We start from the raw sequence: 25561 nt of genomic DNA on the forward strand, positions 1-25561 counted from the left end.
AGGTCGATGCATGAGGCCGCGTCCGTTCACGAGTGAATCCTACTCCGAAGGCGACCGCCCCGAGGCCTGGCGGGACGTCTTGGCGTCGGTCGGCTTGCAGCCGACGGCCGCCACAACCACTCATGCCGGCCATGCCACCGCGGTGCGGCGCAATTTTCAGGGCGTGACGCTGGCCAGGCTTTCGGCAGGGCCACAATCGGTGTCGTCGCGCACCGATGTTGTGGCCGATCATCCGCTGGTGCTCCTGCCGATCGAAGACGGGGTGGCACTGAAAACGGCGGCCGGTTATCAGATCGTCGCGGCGGGACATCTTCTGCTGCTGCCGCGCGCGGGAGACTGGAGCGTGTCGTTCCAGCGCGAGATGCGCGCGGTGGTGCTGTCGGTGGCTTCCGAACCGACGTATTGCCGCCGTGCCACGCCGCAAGACGGCGAGATGCGTGTGCTTCCACCCGGTGGCTTTGGCAGCGTATTTGCGCAGATGATGGAACTCGCCGCGCGCGATCTCGAAGCGCTGTCCGATGTCGAATGGACCGCGCTCGCGCGAAGTCTCGCCGATCTGCTGCCGACATTCATGTGTCAGCACAGCGATACAGCAAGCGATCTCGGCGGCAGCAGCGCCTCCAAGGCGGCGACGCTGCATCGCCTGTGCGAGACCGTTGAACGCTGCCTCGACGATCCCGATCTGACGCCGGCGAAAATCGCCGGCGCTGAGGGCATTTCCGAACGCTATCTGCAAAAACTGTTCGAGGGCGCCGGCACCAGTTTCACGCATTACCTGCGTGAACGCAGGCTGCAGCGCACCTGGGCCGATCTGTCCAACCCCGCCGAGGCGCATCACTCGATCTCCGAGATCGCCTTCCGCGTCGGCTTCAACGACTCCGCGCATTTCAGCCGCGCCTTTCGCCAGCGCTTCGGTCTATCGCCGCGCGAATTCCGCCAGCATGAAGCCGAGCGCCAAACCGCATCGACAGCCACAGCCGGCCAACGCGGCTGGCCCCAACAAGCCCTGGCGCAACTGCGCAGCCGGCATGTCGCGCTGGTGCGCAAGACCGCTGCACCCTTTGACGCGCATGACGTGGAGATCGCGGACGCGCCGCGCCATCACCATCTCGCCGCGGACGCTTCGCGCGTGCATTGGGGCTATTTCAGCCATTCGTTGCCACCGCAGGTCGAGATCGGCTCCGGCGACACCATCACCATTGAGACGCTGACCCAGCATGCCTCCGACGATCCCGAGCGCATGATCAAGGGCGATCCAGGCGCCGAAAGTGTGTTCCACTGGACGCGCGATCGGAAGAACGTCGATCGTCGCGGCGCCGGCCCGCTCGATGCCTCGATCTATGGGCGCGGCGCCGGCGAGGGATTCGGCGTGCACATTTGCACCGGGCCGGTGGCCGTGAAGGACGCGGAGCCAGGCGACGTACTGGAAATCCGCATCCTCGACATCGCGCCGCGCGCGAGCCGCAATCCGGACTTCGAGGGGCGCGTGTTCGGCAGCAGCGTCGCGGCCTGGTGGGGATATCACTACAAGGAGTTCCTCGCCGAGCAGAACGCCCATGAGGCGGTGACGATCTACGAGATCGTCGACGACGATGACGCGCCGCATGCACGTGCGCTGTATTCCTATCGCTGGGAACCGCAGACCGATCCGTTCGGGACGCTGCACAAGACTTACGACTATCCGGGCATTCCGATCCCGCCGTCATCGGTGCGGCGCCGCCACGACGTGCTCGACGGCATCCGCATTCCGCTGCGTCCGCATTTCGGAGTCATCGCGCTGGCGCCGCGCGAGGCCGAACTTGTCGATTCCGTCCCGCCCGCATATTTCGGCGGCAATCTCGACAACTGGCGGCTCGGCAAGGGCTCGACGGTCTATCTGCCGGTGTCGGTGCCAGGCGCGCTGTTGTCGGTCGGTGATCCTCATGCTGCACAGGGTGACGGCGAACTTGGCGGCACCGCCATCGAATGTTCGATGACCGGCACATTCCAGGTCATCCTGCACAAGAAGAACGCGTTCACGAATCAGCCCTTCGCCGATCTCACCTATCCGCTGATCGAGACAGAAGCCGACTGGGTGCTGATGGGCTTCAGTCATCCTAACTATCTCGCCGAATTCGGCGCCAACGGGCAGAGCGAGGTCTATGCGACCTCGTCGCTCGATCTCGCGATGAAGGATGCGTTTCGCAAGATGCGCCGCTTCCTGATGAACATCAAAGGCCTCACCGAGGACGAGGCGATCGCGCTGATGTCGGTGGCGGTGGATTTCGGCGTGACGCAGGTGGTGGACGGCAATTGGGGCGTCCATGCCATCCTCAGCAAGCGCGTCTTCGATCACGCGCCGCAAACCTAACGCTCAAAGATCAGACGAGGAGACGTCGTTGCAGTTTCACATGATATCCGGCGGGCCGAAGCCGGTCGCGCCGTTCAGCCATGCGGTCGAGACCGACGGCTTCGTCTTCGTCACCGGCCAGATGCCGGATACGCCAGCCACACCCGGCATATTGCCCAACGGCATCGCGGCGCAGACCCGCGCGGTGATGGAGAATTTGCGCGTGGTGCTTGCGGGCCTGGATCTCGGCTTCGAGCATATCGTGATGTCGCGCATCTATCTGACGCGCTTCGAGGACGATTATGCGGCGATGAACGAAATCTATCGCGGCTACTTCCCGTCCGATCGCCTGCCGGCCCGCACCTGCGTTGGCGTGACCGGTCTAGCCTATGGTGCGTTGATCGAAATCGATCTCGTCTGCCGCCGGCCTGCATAGACGCAGCGAACGCGGGCTGAAGAGAGGTCAGCGGCGCCTGACGCCGGGTTCGCCGCCATCAGATCCGCGGTGCGATGAGGCCGTCCGGCCGATCGGCGATAAGGACCTACTCGTCCTTCTTCGTCGGCTGCGACATGCGCTCGAGGCGTTCCTGCATGTCCTTCATCTGGCGGCGCAGGTCGTCGATGTTGCCGTTGTCGGGCGACGGTTCCGGCACCTTCTCGGCCTCGCCAGCGCGCTGCGGCACGAACGGCTTGAACATCGAGAAGGTCTGCTGGAACAGCTCCATGTTGCGGCGGACCTGTTCTTCCAGCGGAGCAAACGGCGTACCGCTCAGGGCGCCCGCGATCTGCTTGCGAAATCTCTCCTGTTCCCGGGTCAGCTGATCGATCGACTGCTCGAGATATCTCGGCACCACCATCTGCATGCTGTCGCCGTAGAAGCGGATCAGCTGGCGCAGGAACGTGGTCGGCAGCAGGTTCTGCCCGGCCTTGTTTTCCTGCTCGAAGATGATTTGCGCGAGCACGGAGCGGGTGATGTCGTCGCCGGTCTTGGCGTCATAGACGAGGAAATCCTCGCCCTCCTTCACCATCGCCGCGAGATCCTCGAGCGTCACATAGGTGCTCGTACCGGTATTATAGAGCCGCCGGTTCGCGTATTTCTTGATCGTGGTCGGTTGTTCAGATTTTGCCATGGGCTCTCACTTCAACACCGAAGAACCTGGAACCCGAACGGCATCGCCGCTGGGCTAAATGCAACGCATCGCAGCAAAGGTAAGCATTTTCAAAGCGGTTCGGCTACCGTTTTGTGCGGCACGGTTAATCTCAAAGCAATGGGATTGCTCAGGAAAGTGCCAAGAGCGTCATTTTGAGTGCGTCGCGGCGCGATTTGCGTGACAGTTCGATTGACATGTCCCAACGAGGTTTACAGGATAGCCGTCAAGAGACAGGCCCGCCAGACCGGCCGCCCGCCGTCGAGAAACCCAGCTACAACCAATAGGAGATGTCCATGTCAGACGATGTCGTCATCGTCAGCGCCGCCCGCACCCCCGTCGGCAGCTTCAACGGCGCGTTCGCCACCACGCCGGCCCACGACCTCGGCGCGATCGCCATCAAGGCGGCGCTTGAGCGTGCCGGCGTCGAGGCCGGTCAGGTCTCCGAAGTCATCATGGGCCAGATCCTCACCGCCGCCCAAGGCCAGAACCCGGCCCGGCAGGCCTCGATCGCGGCCGGCATCCCGGTGGAAAGCCCGGCCTGGGGCGTCAACCAGCTCTGCGGCTCGGGCCTGCGCACGGTGGCGCTCGGCTACCAGGCGCTGCTGAACGGCGATTCCTCTGTTGTCGTCGCCGGCGGCCAGGAATCCATGAGCATGGCCCCGCACGCGCAATATCTGCGCGGCGGCGTCAAGATGGGCGGCCTCGAGCTGATCGACACCATGATCAAGGACGGGCTGTGGGATGCCTTCAACGGCTACCACATGGGCAACACCGCCGAGAACGTCGCCAAGCAGTACCAGATCACCCGCTCGCAACAGGACGAGTTCGCGGTCGGCTCGCAGAACAAGGCCGAGGCGGCGCAGAAAGCCGGCAGGTTCAAGGACGAGATCGTCCCGGTCACGATCAAGAGCCGGAAGGGCGATATCGTGGTCGACACCGACGAATATCCGCGTCATGGCGCCACGATCGATGCGATGGCCAAGCTCCGCGCGGCCTTCGAGAAGGACGGTACCGTCACCGCCGGCAACGCCTCGGGCATCAATGACGGCGCCGCCGCCGTCGTGCTGATGACCGCCAAGGAAGCCGCCAAGCAGGGCAAGAAGGTGCTCGCCCGCATCGTCTCGTGGGGCCAGGCCGGCGTCGATCCCAAGATCATGGGCACCGGGCCGATCCCGGCCTCGCGCACCGCGCTGAAGAGGGCCGGCTGGAACATCGCCGATCTCGACCTGATCGAGGCCAACGAGGCGTTCGCCGCGCAGGCCTGCGCCGTCAACAAGGACCTCGGCTGGGATCCCGCCAAGGTCAACGTCAATGGCGGCGCGATCGCGATCGGCCATCCGGTCGGCGCGTCCGGCGCGCGCGTGCTGGTGACGCTGCTGCACGAGATGCAGAAGCGCGACGCCAAGAAGGGCCTCGCGACGCTGTGCATCGGCGGCGGCATGGGCATCGCTATGTGCGTTGCACGCGACTGAACAAAAGGCAGCGAGGTCGGTTAGGTGATGAAAAGATCATCTGTCAACCGCGGCGCGAGCTGATAAACATGATGCCCGGCTTTGTGCCGGGCATTTTTGTTTCGAGAGCATGATCCGGAAAAGTGTGAAGCGGTTTTCCGAAAAGATCATGCTCAAAAAAGGGAGCTAAAGCGCGATGACAATTCAACCTAATCTCATCGCGCTTTGTTGAGTGAGTGCGAAGACCGGAGCGATCCGGTTATAATAGACGGCCAAGGAGGAAACGGACATGGCACGTGTTGCATTGGTGACGGGCGGAACGCGGGGCATTGGAGCTGCGATCAGCAAGGCGCTGAAAGCGGCGGGCTACAAGGTGGCGGCGAGCTACGCCGGCAATGACGCCGCGGCGGAGAAGTTCAAGGCGGAGAGCGGCATTCCCGTCTACAAGTGGGATGTCTCATCGTTCGACGCTTGCGCGGCCGGCGTGAAGCAGGTCGAGGCCGATCTCGGCCCGGTCGACGTGCTCGTCAACAATGCCGGCATCACCAAGGATACCGCATTCCACAAGATGACGCTGGAGCAGTGGAATGCCGTTATCAACACCAACCTCGGCTCGCTGTTCAACATGACGCGCCAGGTGATCGAGGGCATGCGCGCCCGCAAGTTCGGCCGCGTCATCTCGATCTCCTCGATCAATGGCCAGAAGGGCCAGTTCGGCCAGGTCAACTACTCCGCGGCAAAGGCCGGCGATATCGGCTTCACCAAGGCGCTGGCGCTGGAGAACGCCAAGGGCGGCATCACCGTCAACGTGATCTGCCCGGGCTATATCAACACCGAGATGGTGCAGGCGGTGCCGAAGGACGTGCTCGAGAAGAGCGTCATCCCGCAGATCCCGGTCAACCGGCTCGGTGAACCCGAGGAGATCGCGCGCGCCGTGGTGTTCCTCGCCGCCGACGATGCCGGTTTCATCACCGGCTCGACGCTGACCATCAATGGCGGCCAGTATCACGCCTGACGCGACAAGCGTCGTCGCGTCGCAGGCGCGACCAATCGAACCGTGATGCCCGGCCTTGTGCCGGGCATTCACGTCTGTACAAGGGCAGCCGAAAACGATGATGTAGTTGGCTGCGGCACCTAGGGCGTCTTGCGCTTGTGTCCGGCCGCGCCGGATATGCCGTGATGACGACCCGAACTGCCACCCTTGTCGGACTGACCGCCATCCTGATGTGGTCGCTGCTGTCGGTCATGACGGTCGCGACCGGCAAGATCCCGGCGTTCCAGCTCGCCGCAATGACCTTCGCGATCGGCGCCGCAGTTGCGTTCGCAAGCTTCCTGTTCCGTCCCGCAGCCTTCGGCGCATTGAAGCAGTCGCCGATTGCCTGGGTCGTCGGTGTCGGCGGGCTGGTCGGCTATCACGCGCTGTACTTCCTGGCACTGCGTTTCGCGCCGCCGGCCGAGGCCGGCCTGCTGAATTATCTCTGGCCGCTGTTGATCGTGCTGTTCTCCTCGCTGCTGCCGGGCGAGCGGCTTGCGATCCATCATATCGTCGGCGCGCTGCTTGGGCTTGCCGGCACCGTGCTGCTGTTCGCCGGCAATACCGGCGCCTTCACGAGCGAGCAGATTCCAGGATTCGCGGCGGCCTTTGTCGCAGCATTTGTCTGGGCCGCCTATTCGGTGATGTCGCGCCGGCTCAAGGCGGTACCGACCGATGCGGTGGCGGGCTTCTGCCTCGCGACCGCGGTGCTTGCCGCGCTCGTGCACATGATGGTGGAGACCACGGTGTGGCCGGCAACGCCGCTGCAATGGCTTGCCGTTGTGGCGCTCGGCATCGGTCCGGTGGGGGCTGCGTTCTTTGCCTGGGACATCGGCATGAAGCGCGGCGACATCCGCGTGCTCGGCGCCGCATCCTACGCCACGCCGCTGCTGTCGACGGCGTTTTTGATCCTCGCGGGTTTTGCCAGGCCCAGCGCCAACATTGCGATTGCCGCGATCCTGATCGCCGGCGGCGGCTTGATCGCGGCGAAAGACATGGTGCTGAGAAAGTAGGGTGAGCAAAGCGAAGCCTGTTTCACCGTCACCCTGAGGAGGCCGCAACGCGGCCGCCTCGAAGGGCGACGGCCCGACTGGGGCCGTGCATCCTTCGAGGCTCGCTCCGCTCGCACCTCCAGCGACAAAGGCGCAGCCTTTGCGCGGGGATGACGAGGAGCGTGGACCGTACGATGGGTAGAGCGCAGCGAAACCCATCATCTCGCCGCGTGGATAAAAGTTGATGGGTATCGCTGCGCTCCACCCATCCTACAAAGCTAGCGAGCCGGCTCCCGGCCCTTCGGCGCCAGCTCGAATGTCGCAAATTCAAATCCCGGCGCGACGGTGCAGCCGACCAGCGTCCAGTCGCCGCTGCTTTCGGCGGCCTGCCAGGCGCTGGCCGGTACGATCGCCTGCGGTTGTTCGCCGCTGATGACGTCAGGCCCGAGCGTGATCGCATGCGGCGGCGCGCCATCTTGCGCGATCCGCAGGGTCAGCGGCGCGCCGGCGTAATAGTGCCACATCTCGACTGCGTCGATGCGGTGCCAGTGCGAGCGTTCGCCGCGCGCGAGCAGGAAGTAGATTGCGGTCGACCGGGCGCGCCCATTGGCGTCACAATTCTCGTCGCGAAACGTCTCGCGATAGTGCCCGCCTTCCGGGTGCGGCTTCAGTTCGAGCCGGGCGACGATGTCGTCAGCCGAGAACTTAGACATCAAGGTCGGCCATCACGACTTGTTCTTGCGCTCGCGGAGCTCGCCGAACACCTGGGCCGGGTCGGCGCCCTTCATGTGCAGCTTGGCCGCGACCACCGGCTCGTCGGCGCGCAGGAACACGTTGGCCTTCTTCTCGTCGCCGAGCAGCACGGGTATCGTCGGCTTGTTCTCGGCGCGCAGCCGCGTCACTTCCTCCGCACGCGCCTGCAAGGCTGCGTTGTCGGGCTCGATGGTGAGCGCGAACTTGACGTTCGAGGCGGTGTATTCATGGCCGCAATACAGACGAAAATCGTCCGGTAGCGAGCGCAGCTTCAAAAGCGAATCCCACATCATCGGATAGCTGCCTTCGAACACCCGCCCGCATCCGATCGAGAACAGCGTGTCGGCGGCGAACACCGCCTTCTCGCCGTCGAACACATAGGAGATATGGTCGAGCGTATGGCCGGGCGTCTCGACCACGCGCGCGAGCAGGCTGCCGACCTTGATCACGTCGGCATTGGCGGCGCGCAGGTCGACATTGGCGATCTTCGCCGACTTATCGTGCGGGGCGACGACGCGGCAGCCATATTTCTGCTTCAGCTCGGCGACACCGCCGACATGGTCGCCATGGTGATGGGTGATCAGGATGTCGGTCAGCGTCCAGCCTTCGCGCTCCAGCGCCTTGATGATCGGGCCGGCCTCCGGCGCGTCGATCGACGCCGTCGCCCCGGTCGCGGGATCGTGGATCAGGTACCCGAAATTGTCGGTGAGGCAGCTGAAGGTGCGAATTTCGGCGGTCATGATATCTCCACGAACAAACGGGGCGGACAGGTCAGAGCATGATGTTTCGAAAAAGCTGGTGCCCACGCTATCGGGCCATGCTTTTAACGTACCCAGTATAGGGGTGAAATATGGCGTTAACGCTCCGGCGGCAACGCAAATTTCCGCGCTCCCCGGCAGCAGGGGGCATGTTAGGCTAGGGCATGGACGTCATCGACCTGCGCGACTTCTATTCGCAGCGCCTCGGCATCGTGGCGCGGCAGCTGATCAACCGCGGCATCCGTGCGCGCTGGCCGAATGCGGAGGGCCAGCGCGTGCTCGGTCTCGGCTATCCGACGCCCTATCTCGGCCTGTTCCGTGACACCTCCGAGCGCTGCATCGCCTTCATGCCGGCGGCCCAGGGCGTGCTGAAATGGCCGACCGGCCGGCCGGCGCTGGCGACCCTGATCGATGAATTCTCGATGCCGCTGCCGGATGCCGCGGTCGACCGCGTGCTGCTGGTTCATGCGCTGGAGATGTCTGATGATCCGGAGCGGCTGCTGCGCGAGGTGTGGCGGGTGCTGTCGCCGTCGGGGCGGCTGATCGCGATCATCCCGAACAGGCGCGGCGTCTGGACACGCACCGATGCCACGCCGTTCGGCCATGGCCGGCCCTATTCGCGGGCGCAGATCACGCAGCTGTTGCGGCAGACCTGGTTCACGCCGGCGTCGTGGGGTGAGGCGTTGTTCATGCCGCCCGTTCAGGGCAGCTGGTTTCTGCGCTCGGCGATGGCGTGGGAGCGCCTCGGCGCGGCGCTGTCGATGCCGTTCGCCGGCGTGCATATCGTGGAAGCGAGCAAGCAGGTCTATCGCGCGATCCCCGCCCGCCGCGAGCGCACACAGCTGATCCCGTCATTGCGGCCGGTGCTGGTGCCGTCATCGACGGCGACGCGCAAATCCATTCACCCGGAATAGAGCGTTTTCGAGCGAAGTGGATGCCGGCTCGCTTGGAGAAAACGCGTCAAAACAGAAAGCTGGAGCTTCGGTTCTGATTCAATCAGAACCGAAGCTCCAGTGACCCGATTTATTCACCCTCCCCGCGAAGGGAGGGTGGGAGATCTTCAGGGTTATTCGTTGCCCGGATTGAAGTCGTCGCTCGGCGCGGGCTGCGCGGCAATGTCGGCGCGCGGGCCGTGCGGGCGGCGGCGGCGGCGCGGGAAGCGTTCGCTGCGTTCGCCGCGTTCTGCGCCGCCATTGCCTTCATAGGCGCCATTGACCTGCGGCTGCGCGCCACCGGTGATGAACGAGGGCAGGCGATCGACGCCGCCGGCATCGGCCAGCACGGGCTGCGGCGGGTTCGGCGGCTGCGGCTGATATTGCGGCTGCGGACGATGCTCACGCTCGCGGTGCTCGCGTGGCTGCTGCTCACGCTCGCGCGGCGGCTGCTCGCGCTGGTACGGCGGCTGGCCGTTCTCGCGGATGAAGGGCTGTTGCTGCTGCGGCACGAAGCCCGGCTCCTGGCCGAAGCTCGAATAGCCGTCGCTGTCGTCGTCGCTGTCGTCGGTCGCGATCGGCTCGGCGTCGGGGCGCGGCTGCTGCTGATTCTGCCTGAACTGCTCCTGCGCCGCTGCGATGATCCGGTAGTAGTGCTCGGCGTGCTGGTAGTAGTTTTCAGCTGCCACCGGGTCGCCGGAGGAGCGCGCATCGCGCGCCAGCTGGACGTATTTCTCGGCCACGTGGGAGGCCGTGCCGCGGATCTTGATGTCGGGTCCGTTCGATTCGTACACCCGTGTCAGGGGATTCTGGCCGCGCCGGTTATTGTTGTTGTTGTTATTGTTATTCCGGTTGCGCATCCGCTTGTTGTTCTGACCGTTTCTCATCTGTCGCCTTTTATTCCAGCCCTGAAGTTATTGCAGTCCACAGTCCGATTCTCAGAGTCCGATTCGGCGCGCGCCTAGGCGCACGGAATCGCGATACCGTCCGAAGTGGCTTCGATCTCGCCGACCATCTCGTTCAGCAAAGTCGCGTTCAGCAAAGACGCGTTCCCCAACCGCCGCCAGCGGATCTCGCTAGCGACCAAATCATTGCGCCCGTTGAGACAGGCCCAGTTCTCGTGCGTAAGTCTTCAAGCGCAATAACAGGCTTTCGTTCGCTTGGCGGTCGAGAGCAGCGCAGCTTTCAGCCATTGCGCTCAATGTGACCTGCGTTCCTGGAACCTTTCGATCGGCGGGCTCTGCTGAACCCTGGTCATCACCCGTAACGATTACGGGGCCAGCACCGATGTTGTGCCCGGAACGTAGTCGTTCCCGGGGGATATTCCAAGAGGTTTTTTTGCGTTCCAATAGGACTTTATCGGGGCAGCCGGCGGGCGGAAACGGCCCTCGGAACGCCCCCCAGATCGGCCCTGGGCGACCCCGTTGGGGATAACCCGGACGCCGTCATCATGGCTTCAACGTCGCCGCTCTGGCCCTGCCCGACCTCCACAACCAAAAGTCCGTTCGATGCCAAAAGACCCGCAGTATGCGAAATCAGCGTGCGGTAGGCGTCGAGCCCGTCGGCACCGCCATCGAGCGCCGCGCGGGGATCATGCTCGCGCACCTCGATGTCGAGGCCGGCGATGTCGGCGGAGGGGATGTAAGGCGGATTGGACACGATCAGGTCGAACGCGCCGGTCAGCCCGCTGCCGTAATCGCATTTGATCCATGTCGCGCGATCGGCAAGTCCGAGCTCGGCGGCGTTCCGGCCCGCCGTCTGCAATGCCTCCGCCGAGATGTCGGTGGCGAAGCCAAGCGCGTTGGGCAGTTCCGAGAGCAGCGCCAGCAGGATCGCGCCCGACCCGGTGCCGAGATCGGCGATCCGCAAGGCGCGGCCGGCGGTGCCGTCGGCGCGCAGCAATTCGAGCGCGCGCTCAACCACGGTCTCGGTGTCGGGCCGCGGCACCAGCGTCGCGGCGGAGAGCTGCAGCGGCAGTCCCCAAAATTCCTTGCTGCCGAGAATGCGCGCGACCGGCTCGCCGGCGAGGCGGCGTACTGCGAGGCTCTCGAGGCGATCCGATTCGTCAGGGGTCAGCGTGCGTTTCGCTCCGGTGACCATGCCGGTCAGATCGAGCCCCAGCGCGGCGCCGACCAAGAGACGCGCATCGAGTTCGTCGGCGTCGCTGCCGGCCGCCTTGAGGCGCGCGGCGAGTGCGCGCCGGGCGCTCTCGACCGTCTGGCTGCCATGTCCTGCTGATGCGCTCATCGCGCGTTGTTAGCCGATGGTCGATGCGGCGTCGATATCACTTGCACCCCGCACGGCCGGCGCGCACGGTCGACGCCTAAAACGATCCGGAACGCACGACCATGACGGGCTATGACGACCAGAACATCTTCGCCAGGATCCTGCGGGGCGAGGTGCCGAGTTTCAAGGTCCATGAAACCGACCGGACCTTTGCCTTTCTCGACACCATGCCGCGGTCGCCCGGACATACGCTGGTCATTCCGAAAGCGCCCGCGCGCGGAATCCTGGACATCGCGGAAGACGATCTTGCCGCCGTCGCGCGGTCGGCGAAGCGCATCGCCGTCGCCGCGATGAAGGCGTTCTCCGCCGACGGCATCATCATCCAGCAATTCAGCGAACCCGCCAGCGGTCAGGTCGTTCTCCATTTGCATATGCACGTGATGCCGGTGAAGGCCGGCGTCGCGCTGCTGCCCGCGCAGACCCGCAAGGAGGAGATGGCTGTGCTCGCCGATCATGCCAAACGCATGATCGCGGCGCTTGCAGGCTGAATTGTTGGGCCGGAGCGTCTTCGAGCGAAGCGGACGCCGGTTCGCGTGAGAAAACGCGTCAAAACAATAAGCTGGAGCTTCGGCTCTGATTCAGTCAGAACCGAAATGCCCTAGGGCCTGTTTGGATTCCGGATTCTCATCCTGGCTTGGTTGTGATTCAAGCTTGGGATGGACCGATTCGTTTTGACTGATGCCCAATGGGCGAAGATGGAGCCGCTTTGTCTTGGCAAGCCGGGTGATCCCGGCCGGAGCGGCAATAACAACCGGCTGTTTGTCGAAGCCGTGCTGTGGATTGCGCGCACGGGCAGTCCGTGGCGCGATCTGCCGCGCGCCTTCGGCAACTGGATAACCGTGTACACGCGCTTCCGCGACTGGGCCAAGGCGGGCGTCTGGAAGCGCATGTTTGATGCGGTCTCGGACGAGCCGGACATGGAGTACGTCATGGTTGATGCCACCATCGTCAAAGTCCACCGCCACGGACAGGGCGCAAAAGGGGGACGCAAAACCAGGCGATCGGCCGCTCGAAAGGCGGAATGACCACCAAAATCCTGGCACTGACCGACGCGCTCGGCAATCTCCTGCGTTTCGTGCTGCTGCCAGGACAGCGCTTCGACACGGTCGGCGTCCCGCCGTTGATCGAAGGGCTGACCTTCGATGCGATGATCGCCGACAAGGCGTTCGACAGCAACGCCATCATTGCCGACCTCGACGCACGCGGCGCCAAGGTCGTCATCTCCCAGCACCCGCGGCGCGCAAAACCTCTCGCCATCGACGCGGAAATCTACAAATGGCGACATCTGATCGAAAATTTCTTCTGCAAGCTCAAGGAATTCAAGCGGATCGCCATGCGAGCCGACAAAACAGATATCAGCTTCGAAGCCATGATCAATCTCACCGCCGCTGTGATAAATTCAAGATGAATCCAAACAGGCCCTAGGAGCCCGTCCAGATATGTTTTCGTGACGGGCATTTGTTGTAGAGTAGCAGGCTCAGGCTGCGTTTGCGAGGTTGAACAGCTTGAGGAGGTTATGGACGGTGCAGATCATTGTCCACTCGGCGCGCACTTTCTCGATGCCCCGCAACAGGAACTGGCGGAAGCCTCTTGCCTGTTTGATCTGCCCGAACACCGGCTCCACCACTTGCTTTCGCAATCGGTAGGGTGTTTCGAAGCCGCCATCGTCGATCTTCTTTCGCATGGCCTGTGTCAGCGGGCCGCCGACTTTTCCGTTCGCTACTGTCGGGTGCTTGGCGCGTCCGGGCGCGACATAGCCATCGATGCTGCGTGTGTCGAGCGCTTCGAGATTGGCTTCGCTGCAGTAGCCGGAATCCGCTGAGGCCTGCCGCGGCTTGCGGCCAAGATTGCTCTCGATGGCCTCGATCAGGGGCACCAACTGGCCCTGATCGCTGCCGTGCTGGGTCAGTTCTTGCGCGACAATGATCTGGGCATGTGCATCGACGGCCGCCTGGGCATTATAGGCCTGAACGAAGCCATCCTTCGACTTCATGATGCGGCTTTCCGGATCGGTGAAGTTGCGTTGCGCCTTGGGATTGGGTTCCTCCGATGGCAGCGCCGCCGGTTTGCCCGGCTTCTTGCGGCCTTCGGCCTGGCGCTGCTGTTCCTTTTCGGCCTCGATGCGGCGCTCTTCCTCCGCCGCCAGTTTGGCGTCCGCTTCCAGCGCCGCCATCGCTTGCTGGATCTTCGCCAGCCGTTTCTGCTTGTCGACGGTCCAGTCCGGCAGTTCGTCGCTGTTGCCGAAAGTCTCATCCTCCGAGGCATCCGCCGCCTCGGCGGCCGCCAGCATGCGAGCGACCTCGGCCTTCAATTCCGCCTCGCGCTTCTTCATGCGCTCATAACTCATCGCCTTGTGTTTCGACGCGTTCGCCTTGATCTTCGTACCATCCAGCGCGACATGACCGAGCTTGACCAGCCCGGCCGTCTCGCACAACTTCAGAACCTGCACGAATAGCGCGCCGAGCGCCTTCAAATGTCGCTTGCGAAAGTCGCTGATCGTCCGAAAATCCGGCGCATCCAGCGCCACGATCATCACAAAATCGTTCCGCTCCCGGCAGGCCTTGGCAATCCGACGCGACGAATACAGCCCACTCGCATAGCTATGCAGCAGCAGCGCCACCATCATCCGCGGATCAAACGGCGGCTGCCCAAGCCCGCTCACATAGCTGCCCATGATCTCCCTGAGATCGAGGCTCTCCCGCACCAGATCAACCATAAACCGCGAGACATGGCCTTTCGGCACGAAGTCCTGCACATTCGGCGGCAGAAGCAGCGTCTGATCGATGTTCCAAGGCCGAAAATACTTGCTCATCGCCCAATGTTGAATCAGACCCGACCAGATTTGAACAGCGACTATCCAGACAAGCTCCTAGCTTCTTGTTTTGACGCGTTTTCTTCACGCGAACCGGTATCCACTTCGCTCGAAAACGCGCTGGCGCTCACGCCGCCGCGCCCTGCGCCGCGAGCTGCGCGGCCTGGTGCTCGGTGGTCAGTGCATCGATCAGCTCGCCGAGCGCCTCGCCCGCGATCACCTGCGGCAGCTTGTAGAGCGTCAGATTGATGCGGTGGTCGGTGACTCTCCCTTGCGGGAAGTTATAGGTGCGGATGCGCTCCGAGCGGTCGCCGGAGCCGACCTTCTCCTTGCGGTCGGCCGAGCGCGCGGCCTCGACGCGCTGGCGCTCGGCGTCATAAATGCGCGAACGCAGGATGTTCATCGCCGATGCCCGGTTTTTGTGCTGCGAGCGGCTGTCCTGCATCATCACCACGATGCCGGTCGGAAGATGGGTGATGCGGATCGCCGATTCGGTCTTGTTGACGTGCTGACCGCCGGCGCCGCCGGCGCGCATGGTCTCGATCCTCAGATCGTCGTTCTTGATGTCGACGTCGACGTCCTCGACCTCCGGCAGCACCGCGACGGTCGCAGCCGAGGTGTGGATGCGGCCCTGCGTCTCGGTGTCGGGCACGCGCTGCACGCGGTGCACGCCGGATTCGAATTTCAGCTTGGCGAACGCGCCGCGGCCCTGCACCTCGGCGATGATTTCCTTGTAGCCGCCGACGGTGCCTTCGCTCGCCGAAATCACCTCGACCTTCCAGCCCTGCAGGCCGGCGAAGCGCTCATACATCCGGAACAGGTCGCCGGCGAACAGCGAGGCCTCGTCGCCGCCGGTGCCGGCGCGGATTTCCAGCACCACGTTGCGGTCGTCCATCGCGTCCTTGGGCAACAGCGCGATCCGGATATTCTGCTCGAGCTCGCCGATGCGCGCCTGCAGCGTTTCCAGCTCGGCTTCCGCCATGCTGCGCATCTCGCCATCGGTCCCCGCATCCGCCAGCATTGCCTCGGTATCGGCAAGCTCCGAGCGGGCGGCGCGATAGAGCTTCACTGCGTCGATCAGCGGACTGAGCTCGGCGAGCTCGCGCGTGATCTGCACATAGCGCTCGGAATTGACCTGGCCGAGCAGCTCGGCTTCGAGCGAGGCGTGATGGGCGAGCAGGACGTCGAGTTTGGCTTCGGGTAGCATGTTGGAGTCTCGAATTGCGGAAGGCGCGAAGGGGGCGGCGGCGACAGCGTCGCTACAAGGCCAGCCCCTCGGTTTCCGCAAACTTCGTCAGCGCCGCGCGGATCGAGACGCTGCCGACCGGCGCGTCCAGCAGCGGATTGAGCATCGCCTCGGCCTTCTTGGCGTCGAGGTCGAGGATCAGCGCCTTGACCGGGCCGTGCGCGGTCGCCGACAGCGACAGCGAACGGTAGCCGAGCGCGATCAGCGCCAGCGCGCCGATCGGTTTCGAGGCCATCTCGCCGCACAGCGAGGCGGCTTTCTTCGCAATTTTGGCCTTGCGCACGATGTCGCGCAGCGCGCGCAGGATCGGCGCCGACAGGATGTCGAAGCGCTCGGAGACCTTGGCATTGCCGCGGTCGACCGCAAACAGGAACTGGAACAGGTCGTTGGAGCCGACCGAGACGAAGTCGACCTTCTTCAGCAACTCGTCGAGCTGGTAGAGCAGGGCCGGCACTTCCAACATGGTGCCGATATCGATACGCTCGGGCAGCGAATGGCCATGCTGGCGCAGATAGGTCAGCTCGCGCTCGACGATTGCCTTGGCCTGGTCGAACTCGGCGATCTCGGAGATCATCGGGAACATGATCTTCAGCGCGCGGCCGCCGCCGGCGCGCAACAGCGCACGGATCTGGCCGCGCAGCAGGCCGGGGCGGTCGAGCCCGAGCCGGATCGCGCGCCAGCCGAGCGCGGGATTTTCCTCGACCACGGTCTCCATGTAGGGCAGCGCCTTGTCGCCGCCGATGTCGAGCGTGCGGAAGGTGACGGGCTTGCTGCCCGCAGCGTCGAGCACGGTGCGGTACAGCGCGAGCTGGTCGCTCGAGCGCGGCAGGCTCGGGCTCACCATGAACTGCAATTCGGTGCGGAACAGGCCGATGCCGGCGCTGCCGGTGTCGTCGATATGCGGCAGGTCGATGGTCAGGCCGGCATTGATCAGAAGCTCGATCGGCTGGCCGTCCTTGGTCACGCACGCCTTGTCGCGCAGCGCCGAATATTGCGCCTGCCGCCGGGCCCGGAAGCGGACGCGCTCGGCGTAGGCCGATTCGATCTCGGCGGAGGGACGGACATAAATCTCGCCGGAAATGCCGTCGACGATGATGGCGTCGCCCGGATCGGCGATGCCGGGCGCGTTCGGCACCTCGCCGACCGCGGGAATGCCGAGCGCGCGCGCCACGATCGAGACGTGGGAATTCGCGGTGCCTTCCTCCAGCACCAGGCCGCGCAGCCGCTTGCGGTCGTAGTCGAGCAGCGCCGCGGGACCCATCGCACGGGCGATCAGGATGGCGTTGTCGGGCAATTGCTCGCGCGACGGCGCATGGTCCTGGCCGACCAGCTGCCGCATCAGGCGATGGCCGAGATCCTCGAGGTCGTGCAGCCGGTCGCGCAGATAGGGATCGGTCGAGCGCAGCATGCGGGCGCGGGTGTCGGACTGCACGCGTTCGACGGCGGCCTCCGCGGTGAGGCCGGTGGCGACCGCCTCGTGCAGCTTGTGCGACCAGCCCTGGTCGTTGGCGAACATGCGGTAGGCTTCCAGCACCTCGCGGTGCTCGCCGCCCTCGGCGACGTCGCCGCGCTCCAGCATGCGGTCGAGATCGGCGCGCAGATTGGCTAGCGCGGTGTCGAGCCGCTTGACCTCCTTCGGCAGGTCCTCGGCGATGTAGTTGGTGATGACGACGCGCGGCTCGTGCAGCACGACATGGCCGAGCGCGATGCCGTCGGAGAGCACCGCGCCGGTCTTGTGCAGCGAGTGCCGTGCGGCGGGCTCGGCGCCGGGCTGGGCCAGCGCAGCAAGCTCGCCGGAGGCGATCATCTCCGCCAGCACCATGGCGGTGGTCTGCAGCGCCTCGACCTCTTCCTCGACATAGGTGCGCTTGGCGCGGTTCTGCACCACCAGCACGCCGAGCGTGTTGCCGGCACGCAGGATCGGCACGCCGAGGAACGAGTGGTAGGCCTCTTCGCCGGTTTCCGGGCGGTAGGCGAAGGCCGGATGGCTTTGCGCGTCGGACAAATTGAGCGGCGTCGCCTCGCTGGCGACGAGGCCGACCAGGCCCTCATGCGCGCTCATCACGGTGCGGTGCACGGCGTCGCGGTTCAGACCTTCGGTGGCGTAGAGTTCGAGCGTGTTGTCGACGCGCAGCACGTAGCAGGAGCAGACCTCGGCCACCATGTTGGCCGCGATCAGCACCACGATCTTGTCGAGGCGCTCCTGGGCGGAGACTTGCTCCGCCATGGTTTCGCGGAGCCGTCTCAACAGGATGCGGGGGCCTCCCGACGCGCTCCGCATATGCTTCAGTCCCTCCCCACGAGGCCGGCGCACCGGGCCGGCCGGCCGCTGGCGCAAAACTCGTCAAAACCAACAATTTTAGTCATTCGGCGTCGCCGCTCGCGCCAGTTCCCGCCGATTCGGGATCGCTGAAACTGTGCCACAGTTTGCGACAGCCCACCTGACTGGCCGTATAGCCAATCGAGGCTCGCTTTGCCAAGCAAAACGCCTGCCAGTAGCAAATAACGTCTGCGTCAGCTCAATGCTGCGCCCGCTAAGAGAAATTCTAACTCCGGGATGGGGGTACTGGAGGGTATCCCGTGCTCTCTACCCCCGTCATTCCCCGGGGCTCGCGAAGCGAGAGCCCGGAATCGATTTTCCCACGGAATCCGCGTCCCGATGGATTCCGGGCTCGTGCTCCGCACGCCCTCAGGTGCGCAATTGCGCACCGGGAAATGACAGCGGATGGAGCTCCGTCCGCCGCCGGTCCGCGGTAACCCCTACGCCTGATCCAGCCCGTACAGGGTGTGCAGCGTGCGCACCGCGAGTTCGGTGTAGGCGGCGTCGATCAGGACCGAGAACTTGATCTCGGAGGTGGTGATGGCGCGGATATTGATGTTGCGCTCGGCCAGTGCCTTGAACGCCTTCGCCGCGACGCCGGCGTGGCTGCGCATGCCGCTGCCGATCACCGAGACCTTGGCGACGTCGGTCGCGGTGTCAAGCCTGATGTAGCCGATCTTGGCTTTGGCGGAGGTGATCGTGTCCTTGGCGCGGTTGTAGTCGGCGGCCGGCACGGTGAAGGTGAGGTCGGTGGCCTTGCCGTCCTCCGACACGCTCTGGACGATCATGTCGACATTGATATTGGCATCCGCGAGCGGCCCGAAGATCGCCGCGGCGACGCCGGGCTTGTCCTCGATCTGGCGCACGGAAATCTGGGCTTCGTCCTTGGAGAAGGCGATGCCGGTGACGACGTGCATTTCCATGATTTCCTCCTCGCTGCAGATCAGCGTGCCCGGCGGCTGGTTGGCGTGCGGGTCGATATCCTCAGGCTTGTCGAAGCTGGAGCGCACGAAGATCGGCATGTTGTGCACCATGCCGAGTTCCACCGAGCGAACCTGCAGCACCTTGGCGCCTTGCGAGGCCAGCTCCAGCATGTCCTCGAACGCGATCTTGTCGAGCCGGCGCGCCTTCGGCACCACGCGGGGGTCGGTGGTGTAGACGCCGTCGACGTCGGTGTAGATGTCGCAGCGGTCGGCGCGCAGCGCGGCCGCGATCGCCACCGCCGAGGTGTCCGAACCGCCGCGGCCGAGCGTGGTGATGCGGCCGGTCTGCGGGTTGATGCCCTGAAAGCCGGCGATCACGGCGACCTCCTGGCGCTCCTTGAAGCGGGTGATGATTTCGGTGCCGTCGATATCGAGGATGCGCGCCGAAGCATGCGCGTCCGAGGTCTTGATCGGGATCTGCCAGCCCTGCCAGGAGCGCGCCTGGATGCCGATGCCCTGCAGCACGATCGCGAGCAGCCCGGAGGTGACCTGCTCGCCGGAGGCGACCACCGCGTCATATTCGCGGGCGTCGTGCATCGGCGAGGCGTCGGTGCACCAGCCGACCAGTTCGTTGGTCTTGCCGGACATCGCGGAGACGACGACGGCGACCTCGTGACCCGCGTCGACCTCGCGCTTCACATGCTGCGCGACGTTGCGGATGCGATCGATATTGGCGACGGACGTACCGCCGAATTTCATCACGAGGCGGCCCATGACGACGCGTCTATTCCTTTAAGAGGATAAGTAGGTTAACCCACGCCGAAAACCGCAAGCGCGGGGACCGAAAGGCGCGTATACATAGCGCCGCGCCCGGGGGCAAGCCGCTTCCTGGGGGTCCCTTGAGGGTCTTTTGGGGTGTTTTTACCGGTTGCGGGCGGGCTGTTGCGCGAGGGTAACGCAAGGGTAGCGCGAGGGTAATTCGAAGGCGGATCGGATGGGGCGTTACATCGACGAAATCCTGCAGCCTGGCGAGAAGGTGCTGTATTCCACCAACGCGCACTGGATGTTCTATCTGCCGGCGATCGGGGCCTGGATCGTGGTGCTGGTGCTGCTGATCCTGTCGCGCATGACGGCGGTCGACGGCCTCACGCTGGCCTGCCTGGCGGCCGCCGCCGTGGTCGCGGTTGCGGCGCTGTACTGGACTGTCACGGCCTGGTTCCATCGCTGGACCACGGAAACCGACGTCACCAATTTCCGCGTGGTGCACAAGAGCGGCTTCATCAAGCGCCGCACCTTCGAGATGAGCCTCGACAAGGTCGAGAGCGTCGACGTCAACCAGAGCATCATGGGGCGGCTGCTCAATTATGGCGACGTCACCATTCGCGGCGTCGGCGAGGGCATCGAGACCATCAAGACCATCGCCTCGCCGCTATCGTTCCGCAATTCGATCACCGCGCGATAGGGGCGCGCGCAATCATGGCCACAACTCTCTCCAATGCCTCCGCCAACTCGGTCGATCCGGCCGAGGTCGCGAAGTTCTCGAAACTGTCGGATGAATGGTGGGATCCGCGCGGCAAGATGGCGCCGCTGCACAAGATCAATCCGCTGCGCCTGACCTATATCCGCGACGCCGCCTGCCGCAAGTTCGAGCGCAACGCCAAGAGCCTGAACTGCCTGTCCGGTCTGCGCCTGCTCGACATCGGCTGCGGCGCCGGGTTGCTGTGCGAGCCGTTCACGCGGCTCGGCGCCCAGGTGATCGGGATCGATCCATCCGCCACCAATATATCAGCGGCCAAGCTGCACGCCGACAAGGGCCATCTGTCGATCGACTACCGCTGCACCACGATCGAGGACATGGACGTGCGCGAGCGCTTCGACATCGTGCTGGCGATGGAAGTCGTCGAGCATGTCGTCGATGTCGGCGCCTTCATCAAGCGCTGTGCGGCGATGCTCAAGCCCGGGGGGCTGATGGTCGTCTCCACCCTGAACCGCAACTGGAAGAGTTTTGCGCTGGCGATCGTCGGCGCTGAATACGTGCTGCGCTGGCTGCCGCGCGGCACCCATGAGTGGAGCAAGTTCGTCACCCCCGCCGAACTCGAACGTTATCTCGGCGACGTCAACCTCGCCGTCACCGAGCAGGCCGGCGTGGTCTACAACCCGATCGCCGACAAATGGAGCGTCTCGTCCGACATGGACGTAAACTACATGGTGGTGGCGGAGGAGGTGTGAGTTGCCTGTCACCTCGCCCCGCTTGCGGGGAGAGGTCGGATTGCGCTCGGCGATGCGAAGCATCGTCGGGAGCAATCCGGGTGAGGGGGACTCTCCGCGCGCTTTGCTCATCGAGTTTGCGGAAGTAGCCCCTCACCCCAGCCCTCTCCCCGCAAGGGCGGGGCGAGGGAGTTAAGGCGCAGCCCTGTCATGCGGCGCGTCAGTTGACCGCATGCGCTGCGCCGGGCACGCTACGCGCGTACTCCCGCCCCGGCACACTTCCCTTATCCCGCATGCTCACGATCGCCTCGCTCTGGATCCCCTTCACCATCGTCGCTGCGTTCGGGCAGGTGGCGCGCAATGCGATGCAGCGGCATCTGACCGGGCCGCTCGGCACCTGGGGCGCGACCAATATCCGCTTCCTGTTCGGCCTGCCGTTCTCGGTGGTGTTCTTCGCGCTGGCGGTGCTGCTGACCGGCGATGCCGTGCCGTGGCCGGCGTCGTCGTTCTGGCCGTGGCTGCTGTCCGGCGCGCTCAGCCAGATCGTCGGCACCGGCTTCATGCTGCTGGCGATGAACGACCGCTCCTTTGTGGTGACCACGGCCTACATGAAGACCGAGGCGATCCAGACCGCGATCTTCGGCTTCATCTTCCTCGGCGATCATCTCACGACGCCTAAGGTGATCGCGATCGTGATCGCCACCGTCGGCGTCGTCATCACCGCTCTGCGGCCCGGCGGGCAGAAGAGTTTTGCCGATCTGCGGCCGACGGTGCTCGGCCTCGGCGCCGCCGCGGTGTTCGCGATCTCGGCGGTGAGTTTTCGCGGCGCGATCATTGCCGTGCCTGGCGTCTCGTTTGTGACGGCGGCCTCCTACACGCTGATGTGGAGCCTGTTCGTGCAGACGCTGATCCTGTCGGTCTATCTGTTGCTGCGCGCACCCGACGTGCTGCGAAAAATCCTTAGGCTGTGGCGGCCCTCGATGTTCGCGGGCTTCATGGGTGCGTTCTCCTCGCAATTCTGGTTCTTGGCGTTCGCGCTGACGGCGGCCGCCAATGTGCGCACGCTGGCGCTGATCGAGGTGCTGTTCGCGCAGGGCGTGGCGTATTTCTCGCTCAAGCAGCCGTTCTCGCTGCGTGAGGTGTTCGGCATTGTCCTGATCGTGATCGGCGTCGCGCTGCTGATCGCGGCGTAGACTCTTGTTTGACGCGTTTTCTTCACGCGAACCGGTAAGCCACTTCGCTCGAAAACACTATGGATCAGCCTTTGACGGCAACCAGCACCGCGCCGGCCGAGATCAGCGCGATCCCGAGCCAGCCATAGGCCGAAGGGCGCTCGCCGAGGAAGACGGCGCCGAACAGCGCCACCAGCACCACGCTGAGCTTGTCGATCGGCGCCACCAGCGTCGCCGGGCCGAGCTTGAGCGCGCGGAAATAGCAGATCCATGACGCGCCGGTGCCGAGCCCGGACAGCAGCAGGAACAGCCAGCTTTTGGCCGAGATCGGTCCGGCCTGGTTGAACTGCCCGGTCGCGAACAGGATCGCCGACAGCGTGATCAGCACGATCACAGTGCGGATCAGCGTGGCAAGATCGGAATTGATGCCTTCGACGCCGACCTTGGCGAAGATCGCGGTCAGCGCCGCGAAGATGGCCGAAAGAAACGCCCAGACCTGCCAGGAAGAAAATGTCTCGGGAGTCATTCAGGACGCTCGGCCGGTTTAGCCCACCCGTCATTGCGAGCGAAGCGAAGCAATCCATAGCGTAACAAGCACGAAGCTGGATTGCTTCGTCGCTTCGCTCCTCGCAATGACGAGAGCGAAGCAGTGCGCGTCAATTCCGATCTTCCGGCAGCGTCGGCAGCGGCGAGACCTCGACGCCCTCGTCGATCAGCGCGCGCGCCTCTTCGGGCGAGGCCTCGCCATAGATCGGCCGATGCTCGATATCGCCGTAATGCATCTTGCGCGCCTCGTTAGGGAAGCGTTCGCCGACATTGTCGGCGTTCTTGACGATGTGGTCGCGCAGCTCCTTCAGCTTGGCGCGCAACTCGCGCTCCTGCGCCATCATCAGCGACGTCGATTCGCCGGCGGGTGCCTCGGCGGGGGCAGGCGCCGCTGCTGGGACTGGCTGAGCCTTCTCGCGGCCCTTCTTGCCGATGATCTGCGGCGCCATGATCGCGCGCTCGACCTTGCTCGACCCGCAGGCCGGACAATCGATCAAATGACGCCGCTCCTGCGATTCATAGGCCGACGAGCTCTGGAACCAGCTCTCGAACTGATGGCCGTGCTCGCAGCGCAGCGTGTAGCGGATCATGCCGAACCCCGGACCAGGTGCAGATGTTCCGGGCCGGCCTTGGGGTCGGCGATGCCGAAACGCCTGCCGTGCTGCAGCGAGGGGATGGTCTTGCGCGCGGTCTCGACCTTGGCGGGATCGATTTCGGCCAGGAACACGCCCGGCTCGACGCCGCCCTCGGCGAGGATCTCGCCCCAGGGGTCGATGATCAGCGAATGGCCGAAGGTCTCGCGCTTGTTCTCATGCAGGCCGGCCTGGGCGGCGGCGAACACGAAGCATCCGGTCTCGATGGCACGGGCGCGCAGCAGCGTGTGCCAATGCGCCTCGCCGGTCTTGCGGGTGAAGGCGGAGGGCACCGTGAGGAACGAGGCACCGGCCTCGGCCAGCGCGCGATAGAGCGCCGGGAAACGCACGTCGTAGCAGATCGTCAGCCCGATCCGGCCCCAGGGCAGGTCGGAGATCACGGCGGTTTCGCCGGGCTGGTAATTGGCCGATTCGCGATAGCTCTCGCCGCCCGGCAGATCGATATCGAACATGTGGATCTTGTCGTAGCTCGCGAGCTGATTGCCCTCGGGCCCGATCAGGAACGAACGGTTGACCGCCTTCTCCGGCGAGTAGCGCAGCGCCAGCGAGCCGATATGCAGATGGATCTTCAATTCGGCAGCGAGTGCGCGGTAGGCCTTCAGCGACTTGTCGTCCTCTTCGCTCGCTAAGTGCTCGAACAGCGCCTTGCGGTTCAGCTGCATCATGTTGCTGACCTCAGGCGTCAGCACATAATTGGCGCCCTGCGCCGCGGCCTCGCGGATCAGCCGCGTGCCCTGCTCCAGGCTCGGCTCCGGCAGCAGTCCGGTGCGCATCTGCACCATGGCGGCGGTGAAGGTTGTGCTATCGGCCATCAGGCGCCGCCTCCGTTGCTGAGCAGGCCGTCGAGCTTGCCTTCGCGGTCGAGTGCGTAGAGCTCGTCGCAGCCGCCGACATGGGTCTTGCCGATGAAGATCTGCGGGAAGGTCGTGCCGGCTCCGGCCCGGTTGTACATCTCGTCGCGGTAGGCCGGGTTGCTGGCGACGCTCAATTCGGTGAACGCGGCGTTCTTGCGCGTCAAAAGCGATTTGGCCGCGGTGCAATAACCGCAACCCGGACGGGTGTAGATTTCGATGTCGGCGGTCATGGTGCGCTCGGTTGAACCAGAATACGAGATTATATGGGAGCGCGGTGGGTATCGACAACCCGGGCAAACACCAGCACGTCGACCTGCGCTGCCTTGGCCCGCAGCAGCGCCCGCGCGCAGGCGTCGACGGTCGCGCCCGAGGTCAGGACGTCGTCGACCAGGATCACGCGGCGGCCCTGGATGTCAGCCTTGCGTTCGGCGGCGACCCCAAATGCGCCCTGCACATTACTGGCGCGGTCCTTGCGCGACAGCCCGATCTGCTGCTCGGTGGCGCGGATGCGCCGCAGCGCCTCGGAGACCATTTTGACGCCGCTCTGGCGCGCGATCACCTTGGCGAGCGCGCCGGACTGGTTGTAGCGCCGGCTCCAGCCGCGCCGCCAGTGCAGGGGAACCGGCACCAGCATGTCGGCCTCCTGCAGCAATTCCTTCCCCGCGCGCGCCATCCAGCGGCCCATTGTCGGCGCCAGATCGGTGCGATCCTGGTATTTCAACGCGTGCACCAGCGTGCGTGCGACGTCGTCATAGCGCACCGCGGCGCGGGCACGCTGGTAGGACGGCGGATTGGCGATCGCCTCCATCGACAGCAATTCGGGCCCGGGATCGTAGACGAAGGGAATGCCGAGCCGTGGGCAGAACGGCTGTGCGATGAACGACAATTTGGCCCAGCACGCCGCGCAGACGCCCTCGCCATGAACCGGCTCGCGGCAGGACACGCACAGCGTCGGCAGCGCGATGTCGAGCATGAGCCGCGCGGTGCGCAGCCACGCGCCCCCGACCGCGCCGAGCGCGCGCTGGAAGTGACCGGTAATGGAGCGTGGGGGTGATGTCTCGGCGTCCATGGCGGACGAGGCTAGCGTTTGGGCAGCGCAGGCTCAAGGCGCATTGCCTGCGACCGCGGTCCGGCGTAACGAG

At 64.7% G+C, this 25561-nt stretch carries 24 protein-coding genes and 1 pseudogene; 11 read left to right on the forward strand and 14 right to left on the reverse strand.

The window, feature by feature from the left end:
* Positions 1 to 10: 10 nt before the first annotated feature.
* Together HAP54_RS15455 and HAP54_RS15460 are read left to right on the forward strand one after the other, a co-directional pair.
* Positions 11 to 2350, forward strand: a complete 2340-nt coding sequence (locus tag HAP54_RS15455; RefSeq protein WP_166301321.1) for an acetamidase/formamidase family protein — start codon at positions 11 to 13, stop codon at positions 2348 to 2350.
* A 28-nt stretch (positions 2351 to 2378) separates the two neighbouring features.
* A complete protein-coding gene (locus HAP54_RS15460; protein ID WP_166301324.1) occupies positions 2379 to 2765 on the forward strand; it encodes a RidA family protein in 387 nt (128 codons plus the stop codon).
* A gap of 106 nt (positions 2766 to 2871) precedes the next feature.
* On the opposite strand, the gene phaR is transcribed toward HAP54_RS15460, so the two are convergent.
* The gene (phaR, locus tag HAP54_RS15465; protein ID WP_166301327.1) at positions 2872 to 3459 is read right to left on the reverse strand and encodes a polyhydroxyalkanoate synthesis repressor PhaR; all 588 of its coding nucleotides are present in this window, start codon (positions 3457 to 3459) and stop codon (positions 2872 to 2874) included.
* Positions 3460 to 3773: 314 nt separating this feature from the next.
* On the opposite strand from phaR, the gene HAP54_RS15470 reads away from it, so the two are divergent.
* From HAP54_RS15470 to HAP54_RS15480, 3 genes are all read left to right on the forward strand, one after another.
* Entirely contained in the window at positions 3774 to 4952 is a 1179-nt protein-coding gene (locus HAP54_RS15470; protein ID WP_166301330.1) for an acetyl-CoA C-acetyltransferase, read from the forward strand.
* Positions 4953 to 5220: 268 nt separating this feature from the next.
* The gene (gene phbB, locus HAP54_RS15475; protein WP_166301333.1) at positions 5221 to 5946 is read left to right on the forward strand and encodes an acetoacetyl-CoA reductase; all 726 of its coding nucleotides are present in this window, start codon (positions 5221 to 5223) and stop codon (positions 5944 to 5946) included.
* Positions 5947 to 6110: 164 nt separating this feature from the next.
* Positions 6111 to 6977 (forward strand): DMT family transporter, encoded by an 867-nt coding sequence (locus tag HAP54_RS15480; protein ID WP_166301336.1) that lies wholly within the window; start codon positions 6111 to 6113, stop codon positions 6975 to 6977.
* Between the two features lie 257 nt (positions 6978 to 7234).
* Here the strand turns inward: HAP54_RS15480 and HAP54_RS15485 are convergent, their stop codons facing one another.
* Together HAP54_RS15485 and gloB are read right to left on the reverse strand one after the other, a co-directional pair.
* Positions 7235 to 7669, reverse strand: coding sequence for a cupin domain-containing protein (locus HAP54_RS15485; protein WP_166301339.1), 435 nt, complete (start codon positions 7667 to 7669; stop codon positions 7235 to 7237).
* Positions 7670 to 7681: 12 nt separating this feature from the next.
* Entirely contained in the window at positions 7682 to 8449 is a 768-nt protein-coding gene (gene gloB, locus HAP54_RS15490; RefSeq protein WP_166301342.1) for a hydroxyacylglutathione hydrolase, read from the reverse strand.
* Between the two features lie 182 nt (positions 8450 to 8631).
* Between gloB and HAP54_RS15495 the strand changes: the two genes are divergently transcribed.
* Positions 8632 to 9381: a class I SAM-dependent methyltransferase gene (locus HAP54_RS15495; RefSeq protein WP_166212163.1), complete on the forward strand. Its 750-nt coding sequence runs from the start codon at positions 8632 to 8634 to the stop codon at positions 9379 to 9381.
* 152 nt (positions 9382 to 9533) lie between these two features.
* Here the strand turns inward: HAP54_RS15495 and HAP54_RS15500 are convergent, their stop codons facing one another.
* Both HAP54_RS15500 and prmC read right to left on the reverse strand, forming a co-directional pair.
* Positions 9534 to 10286, reverse strand: coding sequence for a DUF4167 domain-containing protein (locus HAP54_RS15500; protein WP_166301345.1), 753 nt, complete (start codon positions 10284 to 10286; stop codon positions 9534 to 9536).
* A 469-nt stretch (positions 10287 to 10755) separates the two neighbouring features.
* Positions 10756 to 11646, reverse strand: a complete 891-nt coding sequence (gene prmC, locus HAP54_RS15505; RefSeq protein WP_166301348.1) for a peptide chain release factor N(5)-glutamine methyltransferase — start codon at positions 11644 to 11646, stop codon at positions 10756 to 10758.
* A 101-nt stretch (positions 11647 to 11747) separates the two neighbouring features.
* Here prmC and HAP54_RS15510 point away from each other — a divergent pair, with 101 nt between their 5' ends.
* Both HAP54_RS15510 and HAP54_RS15515 read left to right on the forward strand, forming a co-directional pair.
* Complete coding sequence (locus tag HAP54_RS15510) at positions 11748 to 12173, forward strand: HIT family protein (RefSeq protein ID WP_166301351.1); 426 nt, start codon at positions 11748 to 11750, stop codon at positions 12171 to 12173.
* A 207-nt stretch (positions 12174 to 12380) separates the two neighbouring features.
* Positions 12381 to 13093, forward strand: a pseudogene (locus tag HAP54_RS15515) (IS5 family transposase).
* Between the two features lie 69 nt (positions 13094 to 13162).
* Here the strand turns inward: HAP54_RS15515 and HAP54_RS15520 are convergent.
* From HAP54_RS15520 to HAP54_RS15535, 4 genes are all read right to left on the reverse strand, one after another.
* Positions 13163 to 14497, reverse strand: a complete 1335-nt coding sequence (locus HAP54_RS15520; RefSeq protein ID WP_166202952.1) for an IS1182 family transposase — start codon at positions 14495 to 14497, stop codon at positions 13163 to 13165.
* A 127-nt stretch (positions 14498 to 14624) separates the two neighbouring features.
* A complete protein-coding gene (prfA, locus tag HAP54_RS15525; RefSeq protein ID WP_166301354.1) occupies positions 14625 to 15704 on the reverse strand; it encodes a peptide chain release factor 1 in 1080 nt (359 codons plus the stop codon).
* A gap of 52 nt (positions 15705 to 15756) precedes the next feature.
* Entirely contained in the window at positions 15757 to 18024 is a 2268-nt protein-coding gene (gene ptsP / locus HAP54_RS15530) for a phosphoenolpyruvate--protein phosphotransferase (protein WP_166301357.1), read from the reverse strand.
* 479 nt (positions 18025 to 18503) lie between these two features.
* Positions 18504 to 19760, reverse strand: a complete 1257-nt coding sequence (locus HAP54_RS15535) for an aspartate kinase (protein WP_166301360.1) — start codon at positions 19758 to 19760, stop codon at positions 18504 to 18506.
* A 220-nt stretch (positions 19761 to 19980) separates the two neighbouring features.
* On the opposite strand from HAP54_RS15535, the gene HAP54_RS15540 reads away from it, so the two are divergent.
* The 3 genes from HAP54_RS15540 (at position 19981) to HAP54_RS15550 (ending at position 22387) form a co-directional block, all read left to right on the forward strand.
* Complete coding sequence (locus HAP54_RS15540) at positions 19981 to 20448, forward strand: PH domain-containing protein (RefSeq protein WP_166212122.1); 468 nt, start codon at positions 19981 to 19983, stop codon at positions 20446 to 20448.
* Between the two features lie 14 nt (positions 20449 to 20462).
* Complete coding sequence (ubiG, locus tag HAP54_RS15545) at positions 20463 to 21215, forward strand: bifunctional 2-polyprenyl-6-hydroxyphenol methylase/3-demethylubiquinol 3-O-methyltransferase UbiG (protein WP_166301363.1); 753 nt, start codon at positions 20463 to 20465, stop codon at positions 21213 to 21215.
* Between the two features lie 272 nt (positions 21216 to 21487).
* Positions 21488 to 22387, forward strand: a complete 900-nt coding sequence (locus HAP54_RS15550; protein ID WP_166301366.1) for a DMT family transporter — start codon at positions 21488 to 21490, stop codon at positions 22385 to 22387.
* A 64-nt stretch (positions 22388 to 22451) separates the two neighbouring features.
* Here the strand turns inward: HAP54_RS15550 and HAP54_RS15555 are convergent, their stop codons facing one another.
* The 5 genes from HAP54_RS15555 to HAP54_RS15575 all read right to left on the reverse strand — a co-directional run bounded on the left by HAP54_RS15555 (position 22452) and on the right by HAP54_RS15575 (position 25488).
* The gene (locus HAP54_RS15555; RefSeq protein ID WP_166301369.1) at positions 22452 to 22892 is read right to left on the reverse strand and encodes an EamA family transporter; all 441 of its coding nucleotides are present in this window, start codon (positions 22890 to 22892) and stop codon (positions 22452 to 22454) included.
* 130 nt (positions 22893 to 23022) lie between these two features.
* On the reverse strand, positions 23023 to 23502 hold the full coding sequence (locus HAP54_RS15560; protein ID WP_166301372.1) for a DUF1178 family protein: 480 nt from the start codon (positions 23500 to 23502) through the stop codon (positions 23023 to 23025).
* On the reverse strand, positions 23499 to 24377 hold the full coding sequence (locus HAP54_RS15565) for a carbon-nitrogen hydrolase family protein (RefSeq protein ID WP_029079566.1): 879 nt from the start codon (positions 24375 to 24377) through the stop codon (positions 23499 to 23501). The genes HAP54_RS15560 and HAP54_RS15565 overlap by 4 nt, the downstream gene beginning before the upstream one ends.
* On the reverse strand, positions 24377 to 24649 hold the full coding sequence (gene grxC, locus HAP54_RS15570) for a glutaredoxin 3 (RefSeq protein WP_029079567.1): 273 nt from the start codon (positions 24647 to 24649) through the stop codon (positions 24377 to 24379). Before grxC ends, HAP54_RS15565 begins: the two co-directional genes overlap by 1 nt.
* Before the next feature lie 29 nt (positions 24650 to 24678).
* Complete coding sequence (locus HAP54_RS15575) at positions 24679 to 25488, reverse strand: ComF family protein (protein ID WP_166301375.1); 810 nt, start codon at positions 25486 to 25488, stop codon at positions 24679 to 24681.
* Positions 25489 to 25561: the final 73 nt, after the last annotated feature.

Origin of the sequence: Bradyrhizobium sp. 2S1 (assembly GCF_011516625.5) — a bacterium.
GTDB lineage: Bacteria > Pseudomonadota > Alphaproteobacteria > Rhizobiales > Xanthobacteraceae > Bradyrhizobium > Bradyrhizobium septentrionale.

Excerpts from the sequence above, each read along its gene's own strand:
- HAP54_RS15455 (WP_166301321.1), top strand. The coding sequence starts at position 11 with ATGAGGCCGCGTCCGTTCACGAGTGAATCCTACTCCGAAGGCGACCGC.
- phaR (WP_166301327.1), bottom strand. The coding sequence starts at position 3,459 with ATGGCAAAATCTGAACAACCGACCACGATCAAGAAATACGCGAACCGG.
- HAP54_RS15470 (WP_166301330.1), top strand. The coding sequence starts at position 3,774 with ATGTCAGACGATGTCGTCATCGTCAGCGCCGCCCGCACCCCCGTCGGC.
- phbB (WP_166301333.1), top strand. The coding sequence starts at position 5,221 with ATGGCACGTGTTGCATTGGTGACGGGCGGAACGCGGGGCATTGGAGCT.
- HAP54_RS15480 (WP_166301336.1), top strand. The coding sequence starts at position 6,111 with ATGACGACCCGAACTGCCACCCTTGTCGGACTGACCGCCATCCTGATG.
- HAP54_RS15485 (WP_166301339.1), bottom strand. The coding sequence starts at position 7,669 with ATGTCTAAGTTCTCGGCTGACGACATCGTCGCCCGGCTCGAACTGAAG.
- gloB (WP_166301342.1), bottom strand. The coding sequence starts at position 8,449 with ATGACCGCCGAAATTCGCACCTTCAGCTGCCTCACCGACAATTTCGGG.
- HAP54_RS15495 (WP_166212163.1), top strand. The coding sequence starts at position 8,632 with ATGGACGTCATCGACCTGCGCGACTTCTATTCGCAGCGCCTCGGCATC.
- HAP54_RS15500 (WP_166301345.1), bottom strand. The coding sequence starts at position 10,286 with ATGAGAAACGGTCAGAACAACAAGCGGATGCGCAACCGGAATAACAAT.
- prmC (WP_166301348.1), bottom strand. The coding sequence starts at position 11,646 with ATGAGCGCATCAGCAGGACATGGCAGCCAGACGGTCGAGAGCGCCCGG.
- HAP54_RS15510 (WP_166301351.1), top strand. The coding sequence starts at position 11,748 with ATGACGGGCTATGACGACCAGAACATCTTCGCCAGGATCCTGCGGGGC.
- HAP54_RS15520 (WP_166202952.1), bottom strand. The coding sequence starts at position 14,497 with ATGAGCAAGTATTTTCGGCCTTGGAACATCGATCAGACGCTGCTTCTG.
- prfA (WP_166301354.1), bottom strand. The coding sequence starts at position 15,704 with ATGCTACCCGAAGCCAAACTCGACGTCCTGCTCGCCCATCACGCCTCG.
- ptsP (WP_166301357.1), bottom strand. The coding sequence starts at position 18,024 with ATGCGGAGCGCGTCGGGAGGCCCCCGCATCCTGTTGAGACGGCTCCGC.
- HAP54_RS15535 (WP_166301360.1), bottom strand. The coding sequence starts at position 19,760 with ATGGGCCGCCTCGTGATGAAATTCGGCGGTACGTCCGTCGCCAATATC.
- HAP54_RS15540 (WP_166212122.1), top strand. The coding sequence starts at position 19,981 with ATGGGGCGTTACATCGACGAAATCCTGCAGCCTGGCGAGAAGGTGCTG.
- ubiG (WP_166301363.1), top strand. The coding sequence starts at position 20,463 with ATGGCCACAACTCTCTCCAATGCCTCCGCCAACTCGGTCGATCCGGCC.
- HAP54_RS15550 (WP_166301366.1), top strand. The coding sequence starts at position 21,488 with ATGCTCACGATCGCCTCGCTCTGGATCCCCTTCACCATCGTCGCTGCG.
- HAP54_RS15555 (WP_166301369.1), bottom strand. The coding sequence starts at position 22,892 with ATGACTCCCGAGACATTTTCTTCCTGGCAGGTCTGGGCGTTTCTTTCG.
- HAP54_RS15560 (WP_166301372.1), bottom strand. The coding sequence starts at position 23,502 with ATGATCCGCTACACGCTGCGCTGCGAGCACGGCCATCAGTTCGAGAGC.
- HAP54_RS15565 (WP_029079566.1), bottom strand. The coding sequence starts at position 24,377 with ATGGCCGATAGCACAACCTTCACCGCCGCCATGGTGCAGATGCGCACC.
- grxC (WP_029079567.1), bottom strand. The coding sequence starts at position 24,649 with ATGACCGCCGACATCGAAATCTACACCCGTCCGGGTTGCGGTTATTGC.
- HAP54_RS15575 (WP_166301375.1), bottom strand. The coding sequence starts at position 25,488 with ATGGACGCCGAGACATCACCCCCACGCTCCATTACCGGTCACTTCCAG.